This window comes from Phenylobacterium sp. (assembly GCF_036264965.1).
Taxonomy (GTDB): domain Bacteria; phylum Pseudomonadota; class Alphaproteobacteria; order Caulobacterales; family Caulobacteraceae; genus Phenylobacterium.
On record NZ_DATAPY010000150.1, the window covers coordinates 50470 to 68524 of the forward strand.

The following is an 18055-nucleotide window of genomic DNA, read 5'->3' on the forward strand; positions in this document are numbered from 1 at the left end:
CTACCGCGCCGCGGCCACCCAGGCCGCCAGGTCCGGATCGTTGGTCACCCGGTACGGCCGGTCGAAGCGGTCGATGAAGAAGTGCTCCATCTCCGGCCGGGTGAAGGGCCGCGAGCCCAGGCGGCCGAAGACGGCGATCTGATGGCCCGTCTCGTCGACGGCGCGGTCGCGGTCGAGGCCCTTGGAGAGCGCCAGCGCCGGGGTCGCGGTGCGGGCCCAGGCGATCAGCTCCGGCTTCGGCGGCGGCGAGAAGCCGTAGAAGTTGGGCTGGCTGGAGGGGCTGGTAAGCTGGATCACCTTCATGCCGTTCCTGCCGTCCGCCACGTAGGCGAACAGCGAGGCGTTGGTGGCGGCCACGACCACGTCCTGGGCGTCGTTCATCCGGCCGCCGAAATCGACCTTCTGGTAGACCTTGGGCGCTTCCGGCTGCTTCACGTCGACGATGATCAGGCCGTCCTTGCCGGCGGCCACATAGGCGTAGGTGCGCGCCACATAGACCCTGTGCGCATCGGCGATCGGCACGGTCGCCCCGGCCACCAGCACCGGCTTCTCCAGCCGGGTCACGTCGACCACCTCCAGCCCCTTCGCGTCGGTGACGAAGAGGTAGCGGAATTGCAGCGCCGCGGCGCGGACGCCCGGCAGGGCCAAGGTGGTCACGTGGCGCGGCCTCAGCGGGTCGTTGAGGTCCAGCACCACCAGGCCCGCGTCGGCGGCGATATAGGCGTAGTGCCCGCCCAGCGTGATGTGCCGCGCGCCCTTCAAGAGGCCGCCGGGGTTCCAGGTCAGCGCCCGATGCAGGCTGTTATTGCGCGGATCGCCGTCGGACAGGGTGTCGACGTTGACCTCGATCAGACCTTCCTCGGCGTCGGTGATGAAGGCGTAGTGATAGATCGGGTGGAACGGCTGTTCCTGGTTCTCGGTCTGCATCAGCGCGGTGTTGCGCCCGGGCGCGATCGACTGGTTGGTCGGCAGCGCCATGCAGGTGGCGTTCTTCGACGCGATATGCGTGTCGTCGCCCAACGGCGAGAACGGCGCTGAGACGATCTTCTGCGAGATGTCCTTGTTGGAGATCGAGGCCACGTCGTAGACGCGGAAGCCGCCCTTCCCCTCGGCGACGTAGACATATTCCCCGCGCAGCTGCAGGCAGTTGGCCGCGCCGCCGGTCTTGTGGGTGACATTGACGATGTCTTCTTCCGCATCGCCCTCTCCGCCCTTCAGCCCCTTGGCGAAGGGCTTGCCGCGGCGCCAGTTGATCAGCTCGCGGCCGTTCTTTTCGACGTGCAGCTTGTAGAAGTCGGGATAGGCATACTTCTGCAGATAGGAGCCGAACACCGCCTGCGGCTCGCTCCATTCGGTGACCCGGACGGCCTCCAGACCGCCCTCCAGCCCGACCCAGGCGTGAAGGCCCATGAAGTTGATCGTGTTGGTGCCCAGCAACAGCAGCTGGGCCATGATGGCGTTGTTGTCGTTGGCCTCGGCCACGTGGCAGTCGTCACAGGTCTTCGTCTCGGTCTTGCGGACCGTGTGGGCGAAGTGCGGGGCGAAAGCCTGGCTCGAATAGCCGCTGGCCGAGATCGGCGGCTGCTGGGTGTAGATCCGCTCGCGGTTGATGTTGGTCGACGACAGGATCAGCGCCGAGGATGAGCGGACCGGCGCGATGGTATTGCCCTTGATCGTCGAGTGGCGGCCCAGCTGGAACATGTCGTCCCGCGCCACCTGCGGGTTGTAGGTCGCGTAGTTCCGCGTCTCGCCGTCTTCGTACTTGTGGCTGGTGGTCTTCCAGTTGGCCTCGATCGGCAGGTGGCAGCCGCCGCAGGACGTCGTCCACGACGTATGGCAGGCGTAGCATTCCATCTCGCCGTCCTTGTGGGCGAGGTTGGCCTTGTCGACGCCGGGGCCCCATTGGAACGGCTTCCCGTCCTGGCCGATCTTGGCCATCAGCTTGGCGCGGGCGGCCTTGGGGTTGAAATCGGGGCTGTCGCGGTCGACCGAGTCCTTCACCAGGTGGATCTGCCACTCCAGCTTCGGATCGATGATCGAGCGCTGCATCAGGACGCGGCGGCCGTCCTTCTCCACCCACTCGAACCGGCGCTGGCCGTCGGGGTTGCGCAGCAGGGTCAGGTCCGTGCCTTCGGGGCTGGCCGCCACATTGGAGGTCTTCAGCGTCGGGTAGGCCGAGACCGTGCCGTGGCAGTCGCGGCAGCCGATCTCCACGGCGTTGGCGACCTCGCCGATCAGCAGGCCGGAGCCGTGGGCGTCCTGGCTGAAGTGGCAGTCGGCGCACTGCATGCCCTTCTCGGCGTGGATGTCCATCATGTGGACCGCCTTGCCGGCGCTGACGCCAGGCTCGACGAACTTGCCCTCGCCGGCCTTGCGCCACTTCTCCGGGTCGTCGTTGGCGACGATCTTGCCGTCGGCGTCCAAGAGGTTGCCGTCGCGGTCGCGTTTGAACACCCCGCGGAAGTTCCAGCCGTGGCCGTGGTAGTCGGCGAACTGGGTGTCCTTCAGTTTCGGATTGAGGTCGAAGACGTTGCGCAGGAAGTCCAGGCTGGCCCACAGGCCGCGCGGGGCTGCGCCTTCCGGATTGCGGTCCAGGACCTTGCGGATCTCGGCGGCGGTCGGATAGCGCTGCCGCTCCGGCCACATGAACGGCGCGTCGGCCTCGTAGTCCCACATGGTGTTGCCGAGGTAGGTGTTCATGAACATGTTCGGCTGGTGCATGTGGCAGTTCATGCACTGCGACGTCGGTATCGCGCGGGTGAAGGCGTGCTCGATGGGGTGCCCGCTCTCGGTCTTGTCGATGGTCGGATCGAGGCTCGCCGACTGCCCGTCGCGGCCGAACTTGGCGTAGGTCAGGCTGTGCTGCGGCTGGCGGTCGTTGGCGTAGACCACGTGGCAGCCGGCGCAGCCCGACTGGCGGTAATCACCCGGCTGATCGTTGGTGCCCATGAACCACATGAAGGGGTCGTTGAGGCGGGTCTTGTGGATGTTCAGCACCGGGATCGCCACGCGCAGGCCGGTGCCGGGGCCGCGGTTCGACTGGCGGATGTCGGGCCGGCCCGGCTCCTCCAGTTTCTGGATCTCGCCGGCGCTATCCGGGAGGCCGATTTCCGGGAAGGTCGGGTTGATGTTGCGCCCGCCGCGTTCGAAGACGCGGAAGATGTCGCCGGGCGGCGTCACCTGCCAGGCGGGGATCGGATAGAGGGTTCCCACCGCGCCCTTGGCCTTCTGCTCCGGCGTCACCGCGCCGGGCGGCGAGCCGGGCGACAGGGTCCGGGCCGGCTCACCCTTGGCGGTATAGGCCTCGCCCAGGATGGCGGTCTTATTGGGCAGGACGCCGTTGTTGTAGGACGCGCCTTCCAGGAACATCGCCCCATTGGCCATCAGCGACCGCTCGGCCTTCTGGATCAGGTCCAGGTGGCAGGCGCCGCAGGACTCGCGGGCGACGCGGTAGTCGGACGGGTTCACGAAGCGCACGAACTCCGGCGCCTCGCGGTTCAGCAGCGTGTAGCTCTGCTTCGGCTTGGCCGAGCTCGGGAAGTTCCACGACTTCGGATAGCGCGGCAGGACGTGGGCCTTGTCGCGCAACACGGCGTATTCGGGCGAGCCCTTCTTCAGGCTCACCGCGGCGGTCACGCTGGCGTCTCCCCCATGGCAGTCGGCGCAGCCCAGCACCACGGCCGAGGACTTGTGCATCGATGGCGCGTCGGAGGCGGTGTGGCAGCTCTCGCAGCCGACGCTCCTGGCGTGGGCCTGCGCCTCCGTCTCACCGGCCGGCGCGGCCGGGGCTGTGTGATAGGTCCGGGCGACCGGCTTTTCCACATCGGCCGCGGCGCGCAGGGACGCAGGCGCGACCAGGAGCAGCGCCGCCAGCGCCGCCGCCCTCCAGCCGATTTTGCCCGCCCACCCCATCTGGTCCCTAGAAGCTGAGAATCGCGTCCAGCAGCACCGAATAGTATCGGTTGTCGCCGCTGGAGTTTGCGAAGAGATCGTTGAAGCCCGCGCCGGGGTCGAAGATCGCCACGGAGCCGCGGAAGACGATGTTCTGCGTCATCTTCGGCCGCCAGATCGCCGACACCGAATAGTCCCAGCCCAGGTCGCGCGAAATCGAGCCCTCGTTGCGCAGGACCCGAAGCACCGCAGTGTTGTCGAACCACAGCCGGTTGATGTTGGCGCTGAGCCGAATGCGCGGCGTCAGGTCGAAGTCCGCTCCGGTCCCCAGAAGGATCGTGCCCGGATTGTTGAAGTTCGACTGCCCCTCGTCCTTCGACGAGCGCAGGTCAGCCAGCACGCCGTTGCGACCGTTCAGCGAGATCGCCTGGCCGCCGCCGATGAACGGGATCGACTGGCGGATCCAATAGCTGGTGTCGGCGCCGGCGAACTGCGGGTTCTCGACGATGGCGTCGAAACCGGTCTCGCGGTTGTCATAGGGCTTGCGGTCGCCGGACGCATAGAGCGCCGAACCGCGGACGCGGATCCAGTCCAGGTCATAGGACGGCTCGAAGGCGGCGAACCACGATTGGATGTGCGCCTTACGGCCCGTGAAGATGCTGTTCCGGTCCTCGCCGGTGGCGCTGTAGGCCGAGGCCGTGAGATTGAGGCGCCCGATGTGGCCGTCGGCATTATAGCCAAGATAAACAACGTCGTAATCGCGACTCCTATCGTTTCCGATGAGGGCCGGACGGACCGGGAAGCCGTTGTCGTCGAAATGGATCTGCCCGGCCTCCCGGTCGCGGTCGTAGACGACGCTCACCTGCGAGGTGATCCCCGGGAACGGCAGGTCCTGGCGGTAGAGGTTGGCGACGAAGATCGAGTCCTTGCGCAGCGCCTGGCCAAGGTCGTTCAGGCCGGAATTGGTGTCCTTCTCGAGCCGCTGGAAGGCCGCCAGATTGTATTGCCAGCGGTTGTTGTCACGGTCGCCGAACAGCCGGACGCCCAGTTGATTGTCCTGGAAAAGAAACCCACGGAAGTCACTGGAAAATGGCTGGATCCCGACTCGGAGGGAGTCGAAGTCATAGCGGTCCGAGACGTTGCGGATGTGGTAGTCGATGAAGGCTTCCTGGACGCCCACGAAGGCGTCGTTGCGCCGCGGCGGGTTGGACGGACTGATCGACAGGATCCGCTTCTCCGGGACCGAGGCGTAGTTGTCGTTGAAGGCCAGGGTCAGGCGCGCCTCGATCTCCGGCGGTTTGAACGCCGTTGAGCCCTTGGTCAGCGCCAGGCCCACGATGACCGTCTGCGAGCCCACGAAGCTGTTGGCGCGGCCGAAGTTGTCGTTGCTGCCCGGGCGCGTCGAGGTCTGCGAGCCGACCGGCAGCGGGAAGCTGCGCGGCTCGAGGATCGTGTCGGAGATGCCGGTCAGGGTGAAGAACCAGTCCTGCGTTCCCCAGGTCGGCCGGTCGCCCTTGATGGTGTTCTGGTTGTAGGGGTCGAACCAGCGGGAGTGGACGCCCACGGCCTCGATCAGCCGCCAGCGGTCGGGGATCGGGACCTGATCGGTGGGGAAGGCGTCGGGCGGCGGAGCGTTGATCGCCCCTTTGTTCTGCTGCGGCGCCTCGGCGGGCGGCAGGTCCTGCGGACGGCCCGGGCGGCGGCGAGGTTGCTCTTGCGGCGCGTCCGCGGGCGCTTGCGGCGTGGCGTCCAGCGCGTCGGCGATGGGGTCCAAAGACGCGGCGCTGGCGGACATCAGCAGGTCGCCGATCAGATCAGCCGCCCTCGCCCGCTCGGCGAGCGGGATCGTGGTGAGCAGGAGCGCAAGGAGCAGGCCGCCCCGCATTCCCTATTTTCCCTGACAGACGTTCTGGTCCGAGGTGTCCAAGAACGGTGCAAACGGACAGTTAACGTAAAGAAGTCGTTGCGCCGGCGCGGGGCCTACCAGGAGCTGGTCTGCCCGGATCGAAGGGTCCGCCTCGCCTATGCCCACACGGCTTGAGGCGTTGAAAAGGCCCAGGAAAGCGACCATGTCGTCCTGGTCGATGCCATCGCCGGAGACGCCGATGCCGCCGATCAGCTTTCCGTTACGATAAATCGGCACGCCGCCCGGAAAGATCTGCAAACCGTTCTGCAGGCGATTCTGTCCGGCCGCTGCGTCGGGCAGGAAGGTGCAGCGCGGCGCGGTGTCGGTAGGGTTGGCCCCGGTCACGAAGCCCAGGTGCTGGCCGATGTTGGTGATCACCAGCGCCGACTGCAGGCCGGTCGAGAAGATGCTCCACTGCGTGATCGGCCGCGACAGGGGCCCGTTCGGCCGTCCCACCTGACCGTCCGGGAACTGCGGCCGCGCCAGGTTGCCGATCGAACGCGCGCCGAAGGCGGTCTTGCCGGTCAGCGCCGTCTGGTCGGGGAAGAAGTCGCGCACCTTCTGCACGAAGCCGCGGACATCGGAGCTGGGATCGCCGGACAGGTCCGAGGCGGCCGTCGCACCGGACAGGAAGGTGACCGAGCGCGCCTTCTGCACCGACACGTCCGTGCCGAACACCGAGGCGTCCGGCGCGCGCACCACGCCCAGGATCGCGCCGTGGGTGTCGACCACCGCGATCGACATCTGTGCGGTGCTGTCGGAGGGCTGGCGGATCGCGCCGCGCGCGTGCGCCATCACCTTGAACGCCTCTTCCAGGAGCGCGGTCACCTCGGCGGCGGTCAGCGGGGCGGATACGTCGGCCGCGTCGGTGCCGGCCCGCGGCGGATAGCGGTTCTGGCCTGCGCCATTGGTCAGGATGAAGCCGCCGGGCTGCGAGAACTCCGCGGTCGTCGCCGCCCGCACGCCGGAGCCTTCCTGGCCATAGACCTGGCCGGCCAGCACGCCGCCGCCGGCGTAGTAGCCGGTGACCGGCGTCAGCGATCCGGTCCCGGCGGGCAGGTTCGCGAACGGCGTCGCCAGGGTCGGGCTGACCTTCAGAGTGGCTGTGGTGGCGTCGCTGTAGCGCAGCGTCGTGCCGGCCAGCGCCACCTTGTCGGCGGTGATCGTCGCGGGCGGCGCGAAGCCATTGGTGGCGGCCAGGGCGACGTTCTCCTCGTCGTCGTTGTCGATGTTGGAGATGTCGGGATCGAAGCCGTAGTCGCCGTCGGACATCACGCCCACGCCGCCCACCAGGGTGCCGTTCTTATAGAGCGGGAAGCCGCCTGGATCGGCCGCCAGGCCCAGGGGCGAGCGCTTGGGCCCGATGAAGGCGCCGGTCCCACCGGCGGCGTTGAACCGCGCGGTCAGATCGGAGCAGGGCAGCGAGGAGAACTGCACGCCGAACAACGGCCCGCCGGGCAGGCCGACGGCGGCCGGGCTCGGCGGGAAATTCTGCTGCACGATCATGCTGGCCGTGCGCGTCGAGAAGGCCTGGCCGGCGGAGGAGAGGTAGGCGCCGGTGATCGCCTTGGCGATGGCGGCTGCGGCGGCCGGCGCAACCACGCCCTGGGCGTCCAGATTGCCGCCCGGCCCGGCCCGCAGGGTCGCCGTCGCCCGGGCGCCGGTCATGGTGTAGACGGCCAGCACATTGCCGACCCGGTCGGTGACGGCGATCACCGCCGGCGTGCCCCGCGCCTTCGCCTCGGCCACGGCCTGGGCGATCACCTGCTGGACATCGGCGGTGGTGAGGGAATCAGTCCCGGGCGCCGTGTATGGGTTCGTCGGCGGCGTCGGAGGCGGCGTGGTGGTGGTGGTCGTGCTTGACCCGCCGCCTCCGCCGCCACAGGCCGCCAGCGCCAGGGCCGCGGCGATAGCCAGCGCCGTTCCGAAGGGTCCGCGCCTCATTTCAGACCCCTCACCTTCTCGGCCGCCTGCTGCAGGGCGGCGCGCGCCTCGGCGGCATGGAAAGCGTTGGGATCGCGCACGGCCTGCGAGGCGCGGTCGATATCGGGCCGCACGCGGGCGGCCTGCGCGCGGTCGATCGCGCCCTCGGCCACCAGCGAGCTCAGCAGGGTGTCGGCGGCCATCACCGCCTGGGTGACGCCGGCGAAGTCGGTGTAGCGCCTGACGGTGTCGCCGCTCAGCACGGCTTCGAAGATCGCCAGGGTATCTGCGCGGCTGAAGCTGCGGGCGGCGAAAACGTCGGCCAGTTCGTGGCTGGTCGCCGCCAGCCTGGCCGCCTGCGACGCGGCGACCGCGCCGTTCTGGGCCAGGGCCTGATGGAAGCTCTTCGTCTCGCCCTCGAACCGCGCGGAGAGCGCCGGGGCGGCCACCTTCGCCGCGGCCGACAGCATGATCATGTTCTCGTCGTTGAACGGCGGCGTTCCCACCGGAATCGGCCGGCCGGGATTGGGCTCGGCGACCGGGCGCCACTTGGGATCGCTAGAGAAGGTCCGGTGGCAGCTCTGGCAGTCGAAGAACACGAACTCGGGGAAAGCTCCCCCTGGGGTCTTCGGCCCGTAGAGGGTCAGCGCCCGGTTCACCGCCATGGCCTGCCCCACCGCCCAGGTCTTCACCCCGCCCGCGGCGACCTTGTGGCGGGCCAGGTAGTCGGCGTCGACGTCGTGGTGCTTCTGCAGGCTGGTGAACAGGTCCAGCTCGAAGGAGATCTGCGGATGGCCGGCGGCCATGATCTGGTGGGTGACGAACTGATTGGGGCCGGAGCCGCCGAAGTGGCAGTCGAGGCAGCGTGCGGCGCGAACCTTGGGCTCGTCGAGCGCCAGCATGCCGCGGCTGACATTGGCGACGTGGGTGGCGCCCAGCGCATAGTGGCTCGCGATCCAGCCGCCGGAGCCGCCGTGGCAGGCCTCGCAGCCGACGCCGTCGGAAACCTGGAAGCGGGCCCCGCGCTGACCGGCCGGCGCGGGATCGGAGTGGCAGCCCAGGCAGGCCACGGCCCGCTCGGCCGGACCCAGGCCCAGCTTGGCGGTGATCGCCTCGGCGCGCGGCTGGGTCAGCACCTTCCAGGCCCGGCTGTGGGCGCCGGCCTCGCTGTGCGGGTCCTGCCAGGTGATCAGTTCGTTCTGGCGCACGGTCAGGCCGCTGGCCACGGGCCGGCTGTGACAGGTGGACCCGCCGCAGGAGGCGACGCCCTCATGGACCCCGACGCGGCCGCCGACCGGCGGTTCGGACTGGGCTCGGGCGGCGTGCGTCGCCGCCATCGCCACGGCGACCGCCAGCGCGGCCGCCAGCAGGCCCATCACCCCGGTTGCGCGTCCCCGCCCCATTGGCGCTCCAACGATGCCCCAGCCGGGAGTCTTAGACCCCCACACGAGCCTTAGGTAGCAGTATTGGCGCGGACCATGAAGGGCTCAATAGACGGTGTAAGTTTGCATTCAACTGAGACGCGAAGTTCTTGTTTACCCAAGAAAACCATTGCTAAAATCGGTTATCCGAAGCAATAAAAACTAGTCGGATTCGGGAGAGGCTGCGCATGGGGGCGCCTCGCGCAAGCCTTAGAGCCCGCGCGGTGTTGGCATTTGCGACGACCGCGTTGGCGACGGCGGGTCATGCATGGGCCCAGGCCACGCCAGGCGCCGTGACGCCAGCGACCGCAGCCCAGGCCGGTGTCTCCGCGCCGGAACTGAATCCCGCCGCGCGCGTGCCGCGCCTGCAGCCGCGGGATTCCGATGTCTTCTCTCCTGAGCCGCCCGGCCCCTGCCCGCTGGCCGACTCGCCGATCGAGGTGAACCTGGCCTCGGTGAGCTTCCGCGGCGCGACGGCGCTGACGGCGGAGGACTTCGGCCCGGCCTATCGCGAGTTCGTCGGCAAGCCGCAGAAGGTGGGCGTGATCTGCGAAATCCGCGACCGCGCGGCGCGGGCGCTGTTCGACCGCGGCGTCCTGGCCCGGGTCGAGATTCCCGAACAGCGGATCACCGGCGGGGCGCTGGTCCTCGACGTGATCGAGGCCCACGTGGTCAATGTGCGGGTGCGCGGCGACATCGGCCCGGCCCAGGCGGCCGTCGAGCGCTACGTCGAGAAGCTGCGCGGCATGAAGCCGTTCGATATGCGCAAGGCGCAGCGCTATCTCCTCCTGGCCTCCGACATCCCCGGCGTGCGGGTGCGCGCGGCGGTGAAGCCGTCCGTCAGCGGCGAGCGCGGCGCGGTGGACATCGACGTCACGGTGGCGCGGACGACCTTCAGCGCCGTCGGCAACGCCCAGAACCTCGGCTCCAAGACCGTTGGCCGCTGGGGCGGCCTGCTGCGCGGCGACGCCCGCAGCCTGACCCCGTTCGGCGAAGACACCAGCCTGGTGGCCTTCCACACCCTGGATTCCAACGAGCAGTGGGTCGTGCAGATCCTCGAGGCGGCCCGCATCGGCGGCGATGGCCTGATCGTGCGCGGATCGGCCGTCTACGGCGAGAGCCGACCCGGCGACGTGCTGAAGCCGTTGGACCTGAAGACCACCTCGGTGGTGGGCAATCTGGAGGTCGCCTACCCGCTGATCCGCCGCCGGCGGACCAACCTGAACCTGGCGGGTGGCATCGACCTGGTGAACCAGGAAACCGACCTCGGGGGCGGCGGCGGCAAGCTCACCCAGGACAGGGCTCGCGTCCTCTATGGCCGGCTGGACGGCGACCTGAGGGTCTACGCCTTCGACCGGCCTGTTGGCATGACCGGTGCGCTCACCGTCCGCAAGGGCCTCGCCGGCCTGGGCGCCAGCGAGGAAGGCTCAGCCCTCCTGACCCATGGCTTCGCGGTTCCCGACGCCTGGCTGGTCCGCGCCAACGGCGGCGTCGGCGCGCCGCTGTTCGGCCCGATCAGCGGCGAGGTCCATGTCCAGGCGCAGTACGCCGACAGGCCGCTGATGCCCTATGAGCAGATCTCCCTGGGCGATCTCAGCGTCGGGCGCGGCTACGACCCGGCCGTGGTGCTGGGGGACTCCGGCGCGGGCGCCGCCTTCGACCTGCGCTACGCGCCCATCCAGGTCAGCCCGACGATCATGCTGTCGCCCTACGCCTTTTTCGATGTGGGTTCGGTGCGCAACAACGACGCCGCGCGCACCGGTCTGATCTCCAGCCGCTCCCTGCGGTCCTTCGGCGCAGGGGTGACGATGCGGCTGGCCAACCGCGCCAATCTCGAGATCACCTATGCCCAGCCGATCGACGCCATCGTCGCCGGCGGTGCGCGGCCGTCGCCGCGGCTGCTGATCAATCTCACGGCCAGCTTCTTGTAGAGCGGGAGACGTGACCATGACCTCCTCAGCCGCTCATCGACCGCCCCGCCGGGGTCGCCGCGACCTCCTGGCGCAAACCGCCCTTTGCGGCGCCCTGCTGGGCTTCGCAGCCCTCACCACGCCCGCGGTCGCCCTGCCCTCGCTCGGCGGCAGCCCGCAGGTCAACGCCGGCGGCGGCCAGCCCAATATCGTCACCGGTCCCAGCGAACTCGACGTCACCCTGCATGGCCCGCGCACGGTCATCGACTGGGCGAGCTACAACGTCGCCGGCGGCGAGACGGTCAAATACACCTTCGACTCCCGCAACTGGATCGTCCTTAACCGCATCAACAGCACCGACACCCCGACGGTGTCGGGCAATATCGTCGGCCAGGTGGGCGGAAGCTTCGGCGGCAACATCTGGTTCGCCTCGAAGAATGGGATGATCTTCGGTTCCGGCGCGCAGGTCGACGCCGGCGGCATCCTGGTCAGCGCAGCGACGCCGGACCTGGCCGGCTTCCTTGACCCCAACAACCTGACCTTCAATTTCCCGGGCACGGAGGTGATCGCCCAGCCCAGCGTGGTCATGCAGACCGGCTCGTCGATCAACGGCCATGGCGGCCTCGTCGCCCTGATCGCCCCGAGCGTGGTCACCGCCGCCAACACCGCGGTGACCGGCGCGAACGGCTCCAGCGTGCTCTATGGGGCGACCACCGGCTACCAGCTGCACCTGACGCAGACCGTGCAGGGCGACCTGGACCTGGTCGACTTCCTGGTCCCGAGCAGCGATGCCGGCAGCGGCGCGGCCATCGCGCTCGACCTGCAGAACACCACCACCGCCAACTCGGTCTTCGTGGCCGCCGTCAGCCGCACCAGCGCCGCCAGCGCGGTGATCAACCTCGAGGGCATGGTCACCGCGAACGCCGCCACGACCGACGGCGGCGACATCATCCTGTCGGGCGGCGGCGGCATCGCCGCGCGCGCGATCGGCCCCACGGTCGGCGGCAGCGACACCGACTTCTACCTGGGGACCATGTCGGCCGTGCGCGACATCCGCCTGGCGACCCTCGGCCAAGTGTTCGGCCAGCCCTTCACGCGCCTGCCGCCGGCGCCGATCACCGTGCCGGTGATCCCGGGCCCCGGGTGCCCCATCACCAGCAACGGCTGCGAAGTGGCGCTCCCCGGCGCGCTTGGCCGATCCGAGACGCAGCTGACCCACACCGCCACGCTGCTGCTCGCGGACGCCACGGACCCGAGCCTGCTGTCGAACCTCACCGCCGGGCGCGATGTGAACCTGGTCGCCACCCAGATGATCGCCCTGGGCTCGGCCACGGGCGCGCGCGATGTGTCCCTCGACGGGCAGTCGGTCCAGGCCAATTCGCTCGCGGTGGGCCGCACCCTGACCCTCAGGAGCGAGGCCGGCGACGTGAACGCCGGTTCGCTGGCGCTGAGCGGCAACGGCCAGATCACGTCGAGCAACAACGTCGCCATCGACAGCCTGAGCCTCAGCGGCGGAACGGGCCAGACGCTGAACGTGCAAGCCGCCGCCGACCTCGCCCTGGGCAGCGGGTCCGGCGCGGCTTCGGGCGGCTCGATCACCCTGATCGCAGGCGGCAGCGTGATCGTCGATCTGGCGTCGGCGAACCTGACCAGCGTCACCGCCGGCGCGGCCGCCGACGTCCAGGCCGGAACCCTCACCGTCGGCACGATCAGCGCCCCGGAGGTCCTGGTGCGCGGCGGGACGATCAACGTCGGCACGGCGGTCAGCGGCGGCGACATCTATGTCTCCTCGTCGGGCGGTTCGGCCACGGTCGGCACGGCGCAGGCGGGCGACGACGTCTATCTGCTGGCCAGCGGCGGCAATGCGACCCTGACCAACGCCATCCTGACGGGTTCCGGACCGGACGCCGTCGGACTGGTCATCGCCGGCAGCCCGGACGCCGCGAACAACGGCCGCGTGGTCTCGGTGTCGTCGCTGGACGGCAACGCCGTGCTCGGCCAGCAGACCGGGTCGGTCAGCGGCGCCACCGCCGTCAGCGTCGTCGCGGGCCAGGACGCCATCGTGCAGGTGGCTACCGCCCTGTCCGGCGCCCTGACCGTCAGCGCCCAGCGCGACGCGACGCTCAGCGCCCCGACGGTGAACTTCAGCGCCGTCCAGGCCGGCCGCGACGTCACCCTGATGACCACCGCTGGCGACTTCTCCAGCGCCAGTCCGCTGGTCGCCGCCCGCAACCTCACCATCGGCGCCAGCGGCGCGCTGACGGTAGGCAATATCACCGCCACATCCGGCTCGATCGCGCTCACCGGCCGCACAGTCACTGCCGGCGCGCTGGTCGCCGGGCAAGACCTGACGCTAAAGGCGACGGGCGGCGGCGTGCAGGTGGTCAGCTTCACCTCCGGTCGCGACCTCACGCTCCAAGGTTCCAGCTTCTCGCTGGGCCAGCAGTTGGGGGCCGTTGGCCGCGACCTTTCGATCACCACGCCGGGCGACTTCACCGCGGGCGGCGACCTGACGGCCGGGCGCAACATCACGCTCAACGTCGGCGGCGTGGCCAGCCTGAAGGGCGTGAGCGGACCCGGGACCGTCGACATCATCGCCAACGACCTGGCGCTCGGCGGCGCGGTCACCGCGGCCAACGTGCAGGTGGAGTCGGCCAGCGGGGCTCTGCGGGTCGGCGGGTCGGCCGCGGACGGTACGCCGGCGTCGGGCCTGTGGCTCGACAACGCCGAGTTCGGACGCATCCGCGCCACCGGCCAGGTCAGCCTCTACGCCGGCGCGGCGGCCGGGACCGCGCGCGGCGACCTCACCGTGCTGCAGCTCGACGTCAATCCGGCCGCCACGCCGCAGGTGAACTTCCTGGTCGGCGGCGGCCACAACGCCCTGATCCAGGGCGTGATGGCGCCGAGCGCATCCGGCGGGATGATCCAGATCGGCGCCCCCACGAACACCGTCTGGCGGCCGACCTCGGTGCTGGTCAGCGGCACGATCGGGGCGGCGAATTTCGCGAACGACGTCTATTCCAACGTCCGCGCGTTCGACCACGTCCGGCTGTTCGCGGCCCAGGACATCGTCATCGGCTCCCAGCGCTTCATCGGCCTCATCCAGCAGGCCTCCATCGCCGACATCGAGATCGGCAAGAACCGGCCCGCGGGCGTGGCCCCGATCACCGCCGAGCAGAACCGCGTGCTGGTGGCGGCGGGCGACCTGGAGCTGTCGGCGCCAGGCCGGGCGGTCTCGCAGAACACCGCCACCACGGCCGACCGGTCGATCGGCCTGTTCCTCACCGGCAAGAGCAACCCCAACCTGATCCTCGATCCGCCGCAGCTGGTCGATCTCTACGGCTCGCTGCTGGGCCCCGGCGGCAGCATCGTGTCCAGCTTCCCGGCCGGCGGCATCTTGTCGGTGGCGATCCTCGACAGCGCCGGCAACCCGACCACGGCGCCCGCCGGCTCGGTCTATCGGTTCAACAGCTGCACGTTCGGCACCAACCAGTGCTCGGCGGCCTCCGACCTCACCGCCAACCTGCAGCAGGACACGCCGAACCTGAACGTCTCCACCGAGGGCGACCTGCTAGGCGACGACGCCGAAAGCGCCGCGGCGCGCGGCGCGGGCGGCCGTAACAGCGGACCGCCGCTGCTCTCAAACGCGCCGCCTGACGCCGAAGCCGTGCTGGCCGAGCCGGTGGTCACCGGCGCCGGCAGCGAAGAGATCTGGCGCAAGCGCACGCCGGCGCCGGACAAGAAGCCGGAGGCCAAGCCATGAGCGGCGCCCGGTTCCTGGCGGCGCTGAGCGGGGCGGCCCTCCTGCTGGGTCCGGCCGGCGCGCCCCACGCCCAGACGCGGGCGGACCTGATCCCGCTTGGCCGCAGCGCCACCAGTGGCGCGGTGTGCGAGGCCATACGCGACTACGACGACCCGGTGGTGCAGGCGCAGGGCCGGCGCGGCTGGAACATCCATTGCCGCGGCTGGGACGTGAGCCTCGGCCGGCTCTACATCCTGCCCGACACCGCCGCCGGGACCGCCTGGAGCCAGGCGCTGGCCAAGCGCGCGGCCTGCGCCGAGCCCAAGGCTGAGAGCCTGGCCGGCCTGGGCTGGGTCAACCGCCGCGCCTGCCACGCCGCCGGCAGCAACGCGACCTATCTCAGCTACGGCGCCAAGCACGGCCAGACGGTGTTCGCCGCGGAGGGCGCGAGCCAGATCGCCGACGTGCTGGAAACCGGCCTCAGGATCGTGGCCGGCGCCGCCAAGCCGCCGCCGGCCTCCGAGGTGCAGGTCTCCGCCGCCAGCGCCGAGATCGCCGCCGACTTCGGCGGGACGTCCGGCGGCCTCGCCCGCGCCCAGGCCGCGGCGGCGGCCGACCCGGCGCGGCTGAGCGCCCGCGCCTATGTCCAGAACAACGAATGGCGCTTCGACCAGGCCGAGACCGATTTCCAGGCCCTGGCCGCGGACGCGCGAGGCCGCAACGCCCCGCCGCACGAGCAGGGCGAGGCGAGGCTGAACCTGGCGCTCAACATCTCCAACAATGGCCGCTTCGCCGAGGCGACCCGCGAATTCGCGCTGGCCGACGCCCAGGTGGCGCGCGCCAACGACCCTGTGCTGGCCGCGCAAGCCCTGGGCTACCGGGCGCTCCACCTGCGCAACCAGGGCAAATTCCCCGAGGCCGTCCAGGCCGCCCGCGCGGCCCTGCAGGCGCGTCAGCAGGCGCGCATCGCCCGCGGCCTGACCGAGAAAGGCCCGACGGTCACGGCAGTGTCCACCGGCGAGGTGGCGATCGGCGCGGAGCTGTCGCACGCCCTCAACAGCCGCGGGGGTCGCGGCGACCTGATGGGCGCCAACGCGATCTCGATGTCCGATGTCCTGCTCGTGCAGGACGCCCAGGCCTGGGAGGTGATCGGCTCCAGTCTCGCCGCCCAGGGCGACGCCGCCGGGGCGCGCGAGGCCCTGGCCCAGGCCGGCCGCGCGCTGACCGCCAGCGAGGCGACCGGGGCGCTGAACGTCCTGCTGCGCTCGCGCGTCGAGGCCGATTTCGCCGATCTGGACATGGCCGCCGGCCAGCCCGGCCAGGCGGCGGACCGCCTCACGGCGTCCATCCAGATCCTGCGCGCGCGCCACGCGGGCACCGCGACCGAGGGCGGCCTGCTGCTGCAGCTCGGCCGCGCCCAGATGGCCGCCGGCCGCGACGATGCGGCCCTGGTCAGCTTCGGCCGCGCCTTCACCCTGTTCCAGGACCAGCGCGGCTCGCTGGGCGCCTCGGCCGATGACGCCGCGCCCTATTTCGATCTGCTACTCGCCAGGATCGCCAGCGATCCGGCCAAGGCCGACGACTATCGCGGCCGCTACTTCTCCGCCGCCGAAAGCGTGATTTCCAATGCCACCGCCCAGACGGTCTCCAAGCTGGCCGCGCGGGTCGCCTCCGGCGACGGGGCGATCACCGGCCTGGTTCGGGCGCTCGACGACACCAAGCGCGAGCTGCGCGCCACCGAGGCCCGGGTCGCCAACGCCCAGGCGCAGAACGCCTACGCCGGCGAAGCCAAGGCCGGCCTCGACGCCCAGCTGAAGACCCTCCAGCAACAGTCCGACACGCTTGAGGCCCAGCTGCTGGCGGCCAATCCGCGCTACGCCCAGCTGGTCGCCGCCACCGCCAACCTGCCCGACCTGCAGAAGGCCCTGCACAAGGACGAGGTCTATCTGAAGATCGTCCTGCTGGGCGGCCGCGGCTACGGCATCCTGGTCTCGCAGACCGCCGCCAAGCCCTATCGCTTCGACCTGTCGCGCGAACAGGCCGCCTCGGCGGTGCGCGCCATCCGCTCGCCCTTCGAGGCCGAGGATGGGCTGCCGGCCTTCGACGTGGCCCGCGCCTACGCCCTTTTCCAGAAGCTCGCCGGGCCGGTGAAAACCGAAATCCTGGCGGCCAGGCACCTGATCTATGAGCCGGACGGCGCGCTGATCTCGCTGCCGGTCGGGACCCTGGTGACCGAGGATCCGACGCCTCTGCTGGCCGGCGTCGCGGCCGGCAAGGACCCCGACTACCGCAAGGTCGCCTGGCTGGGCGCGAAGCTGGACTCCTCTCTGGTGCTGTCGGCGCCCAGCTTCATGCAGTCGCGGGCGTTCAGCCCCTCGCGCGCCAAACAGAGCTTCCTGGCCTTCGCCGACCCGGCGAGCGCCAAGTCCGAGCCGCGGGCCTACGCCTCGGTGCTGAGGCGCTCCGGCGCGGTCAACGCCGCCACCGGCGCCAACATCTGCGAGGGCACCCGCCAGGCCCTGCTGCGCCTGCCCGAACTGCCCGACACCGCCGACGAGGTCCGCAAGGTGGGCGCAAGCTTCAAGGGCGCGTCCGGCGAGGACCTGCTGATCGGCAAGGCCTTCACCGACGACGCGGTGAAGACCCGCGGCGACCTGGGCGACTTCAAGGTGCTCTACTTCGCCACCCACGGCCTTTTGCCGCAGCCCTCGGCCTGCCTGCCGGAGCCGGCGCTGGTGACCTCGGTGGGCGCGGCCGAGGACAGCGACGGCCTGCTGGACGCCAGTGAGATCCTCGACCTGAAGCTCGACGCCGACCTGGTGGTCCTGTCGGCCTGCGACACCGGCGGCGCGGGCTCGGAGGCCTCCGACCTCACCGGCCTGCAAGGCGGCGGCGAGGCCCTGGGTGGCCTGACGCGGGCGGTGATCTACGCCGGCGGCCGGGCCCTGGTGGTCTCCCACTGGTCTGTGGACTCCGCGGCCACGGTGCGGCTGATGACCGGCCTCTTCTCGGCGTCGGCCGCCAGCGAGGCCGAGGCCCTGCAGCAGGCGCAGCGCAGCCTGCAGCAGAGCGCCGAGTGGGCCCATCCCTATTTCTGGGCGCCCTTCACCATCGTCGGCGACGGGGCCCGCGCGATGCCGACCTCCGGCCCGGCCGCGGCCGGCGCGAACTAGCGCCATCGCCGCGCCCAGCCCCGGCAACGCCGCGATCCGCTTCGATCGCGAGCCTTATGACGCCGCCGCTCTGGCGCGCCCTATGGGCC

7 protein-coding genes are annotated in these 18055 nt (G+C 70.3%); 3 read left to right on the plus strand and 4 right to left on the minus strand.

Annotated features, from left to right (window positions below; all coding sequences use genetic code 11):
* The 4 genes from VHS75_RS20040 to VHS75_RS20055 are packed head-to-tail and all read right to left on the minus strand — an operon-like array spanning window position 1 to window position 9123.
* Window positions 1-3912, minus strand: a complete 3912-nt coding sequence (locus VHS75_RS20040) for a multiheme c-type cytochrome (protein ID WP_329640386.1) — start codon at window positions 3910-3912, stop codon at window positions 1-3.
* Window positions 3913-3919: 7 nt separating this feature from the next.
* A complete protein-coding gene (locus tag VHS75_RS20045) occupies window positions 3920-5776 on the minus strand; it encodes a hypothetical protein (protein WP_329640387.1) in 1857 nt (618 codons plus the stop codon).
* Window positions 5777-5779: 3 nt separating this feature from the next.
* On the minus strand, window positions 5780-7741 hold the full coding sequence (locus VHS75_RS20050; protein ID WP_329640388.1) for a heme-binding protein: 1962 nt from the start codon (window positions 7739-7741) through the stop codon (window positions 5780-5782).
* A complete protein-coding gene (locus VHS75_RS20055; RefSeq protein WP_329640389.1) occupies window positions 7738-9123 on the minus strand; it encodes a multiheme c-type cytochrome in 1386 nt (461 codons plus the stop codon). Before VHS75_RS20055 ends, VHS75_RS20050 begins: the two co-directional genes overlap by 4 nt.
* Window positions 9124-9434: 311 nt before the next feature.
* Between VHS75_RS20055 and VHS75_RS20060 the strand changes: the two genes are divergently transcribed.
* From VHS75_RS20060 to VHS75_RS20070, 3 genes are read left to right on the plus strand one after another with little or no spacing between them, the layout of a single operon-like run.
* Window positions 9435-11072 carry a ShlB/FhaC/HecB family hemolysin secretion/activation protein gene (locus VHS75_RS20060; protein WP_329640390.1) on the plus strand — a complete coding sequence of 546 codons (1638 nt, stop codon included), beginning with the start codon at window positions 9435-9437 and terminating at the stop codon, window positions 11070-11072.
* A 16-nt stretch (window positions 11073-11088) separates the two neighbouring features.
* Window positions 11089-14814, plus strand: a complete 3726-nt coding sequence (locus VHS75_RS20065; RefSeq protein ID WP_329640391.1) for a filamentous hemagglutinin N-terminal domain-containing protein — start codon at window positions 11089-11091, stop codon at window positions 14812-14814.
* Complete coding sequence (locus VHS75_RS20070) at window positions 14811-17966, plus strand: CHAT domain-containing protein (protein ID WP_329640392.1); 3156 nt, start codon at window positions 14811-14813, stop codon at window positions 17964-17966. The genes VHS75_RS20065 and VHS75_RS20070 overlap by 4 nt, the downstream gene beginning before the upstream one ends.
* Window positions 17967-18055: the final 89 nt, after the last annotated feature.

Excerpts from the sequence above, each read along its gene's own strand:
- VHS75_RS20040 (WP_329640386.1), bottom strand. The coding sequence starts at position 3,912 with ATGGGGTGGGCGGGCAAAATCGGCTGGAGGGCGGCGGCGCTGGCGGCG.
- VHS75_RS20045 (WP_329640387.1), bottom strand. The coding sequence starts at position 5,776 with ATGCGGGGCGGCCTGCTCCTTGCGCTCCTGCTCACCACGATCCCGCTC.
- VHS75_RS20050 (WP_329640388.1), bottom strand. The coding sequence starts at position 7,741 with ATGAGGCGCGGACCCTTCGGAACGGCGCTGGCTATCGCCGCGGCCCTG.
- VHS75_RS20055 (WP_329640389.1), bottom strand. The coding sequence starts at position 9,123 with ATGGGGCGGGGACGCGCAACCGGGGTGATGGGCCTGCTGGCGGCCGCG.
- VHS75_RS20065 (WP_329640391.1), top strand. The coding sequence starts at position 11,089 with ATGACCTCCTCAGCCGCTCATCGACCGCCCCGCCGGGGTCGCCGCGAC.
- VHS75_RS20070 (WP_329640392.1), top strand. The coding sequence starts at position 14,811 with ATGAGCGGCGCCCGGTTCCTGGCGGCGCTGAGCGGGGCGGCCCTCCTG.